3 protein-coding genes are annotated in these 3,623 nt (G+C 40.7%); all 3 read left to right on the top strand.

Annotation, left to right across the window (positions count from 1 at the left end; all coding sequences use genetic code 11):
* Positions 1–251 precede the first annotated feature (251 nt).
* Positions 252–974: a GntR family transcriptional regulator gene (locus tag PF479_RS12135; RefSeq protein ID WP_298006877.1), complete on the top strand. Its 723-nt coding sequence runs from the start codon at positions 252–254 to the stop codon at positions 972–974.
* 262 nt (positions 975–1,236) lie between these two features.
* Complete coding sequence (locus PF479_RS12130; protein WP_298006874.1) at positions 1,237–2,610, top strand: GntP family permease; 1,374 nt, start codon at positions 1,237–1,239, stop codon at positions 2,608–2,610.
* Between the two features lie 168 nt (positions 2,611–2,778).
* Positions 2,779–3,623, top strand: an 845-nt coding sequence (locus tag PF479_RS12125) for a GntP family permease (RefSeq protein ID WP_367277234.1), incomplete at its 3' end; no start/stop codon positions are given.

The following is a 3,623-nucleotide window of genomic DNA, read 5'->3' as shown; positions in this document are numbered from 1 at the left end:
CTCTCCTCAGTAAGAAATGCAAGGGTTCCATATTCTATGAATTTTGAAAGAGATCTTATATCTCCAAATGCTGCAGTCTTTATAAGCTGATATGTATCATCATCTACACGCATTGTTATTGTTTTAGCCATAACGAACCTCTGTATTCAATTTTATTCATATATATTCGTTTAGTCAACTCAATCCCCCAAGATTAAAGCCTCTCTTTTGATAGATCTTGTAAATCTAAGTTCATTCCATGTATTCTATCTATGATGGAATCCAAAAGTACGGTTATTTACGATTATCTTGAGAGAAAGATTGTTAAGGGTGATCTCAAACCGGGAGATAAACTGCCCTCCGAATCAGAGCTGTGCAACAAGTACAGTGTCTCACGCGGGCCGGTTCGTGCTGCCCTGGAAAAATTATCAGCCATAGGATTGGTTTTCAGGAAAAAAGGCGGCGGTTCCTATGTTGCAGAGCAGAGCATGGATAAGCTGCTCAATGCCATTCTTCCCACTTTAAAATTCAACACGGGCAATTTAAAGGAAGTATTGGAAATAAGATGTGCTCTTGAAAAATTAAGTCTGGAACTCTGTCTGAAAAAACATGCAGACAATGAATATGAGCCCCTTGATAGGGCCATTAAATCCATGGTGAAAGAAGAACATAACAAAGAAACTTTTTTTTACCTGGATAGAGATTTCCATACAGCCATTTCCCATCTTTCAGGGAATCTACTGCTTCATACGATCAACTTGCTGATTTGGGATCTGCTGCAGAATATTTCCAGAAATGAATTTTATATTCTCAGTCTGGAAGAGATAGTCCTCGAACATAAACGGATCTATAAGAGTATCAAAGAAAATGATCTGGAACTGGCCACATTATATACTGTCAGACATTTGAGAATAACGAATTACATTGAGCCGAAAGAGGCAGGTACAATTACCGATAAAAAACGCTGGAACCCCTGGCTGTCCAGCACTCTCTAACCCCCTTCCCAATCTAAAATCACATCCATAATCTAAAAAACAGCTCTGAGCCAAAGGGTTTTCATAAATGACCAAAACTATGCTGTTTAAAAAATATAATTTTTTTTTGCATTATTTAAAAACTCATGATAACATCAACCTGTAGTACAGATATGAAGACTTTTCCTGTATAATCATCGATTATCGGATTATTTGCATCAATTTAGACCTACCTGTACTACAGAAAAAACGTTTTGGAGGTTTTATCAATATGGGTTTGATTATGATTTTATTACTTGTTGTATCTGTCGTCCTAATGGTTATAGCAACATCCGTCTTTAAACTGCACCCTTTTATTGCCCTGCTTTTTGCGGCTCTATTTGTCGGTCTGGGAGCATCTGCACTGGGTCAGTTTGATGTCATGGCGGTAGAAACTACTTTAAGAAACGGCTTTGGCGGGATACTGGCTTATATAGGGATTGTCATAGTTCTGGGAACCATTATCGGAGTGTTTCTTGAAAAATCAGGAGCTGCTGTTAAAATGGCAGATACAATCCTCAGGATGGTGGGTCCTAAACGTCCCGGTCTTGCCATGAGTATTATCGGCTGGTTTGTTTCTATCCCTGTTTTCTGTGACTCAGGTTATGTCATTCTTTCGGCTTTACGTAAATCTGTGACCAGAAAAGCAAAAGTGTCCGCCACGATGATGAGTGTCGCTCTGGCAACAGGTCTGTATGCATCCCATACACTGGTACCTCCTACTCCAGGCCCCATCGCTGCTGCCGGAAATCTTGGACTGGAAGACAGTCTCGGACTAGTTATTCTTGTTGGTGTTTTTGTGTCAATTTTCGCAATGTTTGCCGGTTTTCTCTGGGCTAAATACATTGGCGGAAAAATCACGATTCAGGAAGATCTGGACAATGAAGAGTATTTCAAAAATGGTCTTGAACTTGAAGAAGAAGTGATTGAAAAGACATACGGCAAACTGCCTTCCACATTCATGGCCTTTGCCCCTATTCTTATTCCCATTTTATTGATTGCCATGGGAACCATTGCCTCTTTTCCCGGAGACCTGATGGGAACTGGTTTTATTGCCAATCTCTTTAAGTTTTTTGGAAAACCTATGATGGCACTCCTTGTGGGCCTTGTTTTTGCTCTTGGTCTGGCCCCCAAACTGAATGAAGAAGTTCTGATGAAATGGATTGGTGAAGGCATCAAAATTGCCGGACCCATCATCCTGATCACCGGTGCCGGTGGAGCTTTCGGTGCCATCATCAAGGCAACACCCATTGCTGAGTTTCTTGGTCAGTCCATGAGCGGATGGAGTGTTGGAATCCTTGTACCATTTTTCATTGCCGCGGCGCTGAAAACAGCTCAAGGTTCATCCACAACAGCTCTTGTTACAACTTCTGCTCTTATGGCTCCTCTCCTTGGATCACTGGGACTCGGATCCACCATGGGAGCTGTTCTGACCGTTATGAGTATCGGTGCCGGAGCCATGACTGTCTCCCATGCGAATGACTCTTATTTCTGGGTCGTGGCACAGTTTACAGGGATGGATGTAAAAACAGCCTATAAGTCAATGACTGTAGCCACCCTGATACAGGGAATTGTCAGTATTACTGTGGTCTTTATACTTTCTTTGTTCCTTTTGTAAGACAAGAATAATTATTCACAATAAAAAAAGGAGAGCAAAATATTTCGCTCTCCTTTTTTTATTTGTAATTTTTTCATTTTTTATGTCATTTGATCAAACTATGATAACATTACTAACTCAGATTGCTTGAAGAGGAAATCGAAATTCATAAAAACAGGGGATTATCATATGGATCTATTAATGATATTGCTATTTACTTCATCAATTATACTTATCGTTATAGCTACTTCTGTTTTTAATATTCACCCTTTTATTGCTTTGATTTTTTCAGCACTCTATGTTGGACTGGGAGCGTCTCTTTTAGGACAGTTTGAAATGATGGATATCATTCCCACAATCAATGCTGGTTTCGGCAGGATTCTAGCCTACATTGGGATTGTCATTGCTCTGGGAACAATCATAGGGGTATTTCTGGAAAAATCCGGGGCTGCCATAAAAATGGCGGATACAATATTAAAAGCAACCGGTCCCAAAAGGCCGGAATTGGCCATGAGCATTATTGGATGGTTTGTTTCTATTCCTGTATTTTGTGACTCGGGATACATTATTTTATCAGCCTTAAGAAAATCAGTTACAAAAAAAGCCCATGTATCGGCAACGATGATGAGCATTGCTCTGGCAACAGGCCTCTATGCGTCTCATACCCTTGTACCTCCCACTCCGGGACCTATCGCAGCCGCGGCGAATCTGGGACTTGAAAACAGTCTGGGGCTGGTCATCCTGTTTGGACTTTTGATTTCTCTATTCCCCCTGGCAGCAGGTATTATCTGGGCCGGATATATCGGTAAAAAAGTAAAACTTCAGGAAGACATAGATAACGAAGAGGCTCTCATTTATGACCTGGAAACCGAAGAGAAAACGATTGAATCCAGATATGGAAAACTGCCGGGAACTTATATGTCTTTTTCTCCCATTATAATTCCTATTATCCTTATAGCTTTAGGAACCATGGCTTCCCTACCCGGAATTGCCCAGGGGCCGAAGATGATTATTGATTTCATATCCTTTATAGG

This window comes from Oceanispirochaeta sp. (assembly GCF_027859075.1).
In the GTDB taxonomy this organism is placed as follows: Bacteria; Spirochaetota; Spirochaetia; order DSM-2461; family DSM-2461; genus Oceanispirochaeta.
The sequence above is the reverse complement of the archived record's forward strand: the minus strand, read 5'-3'. Positions and strand labels throughout refer to the sequence as shown.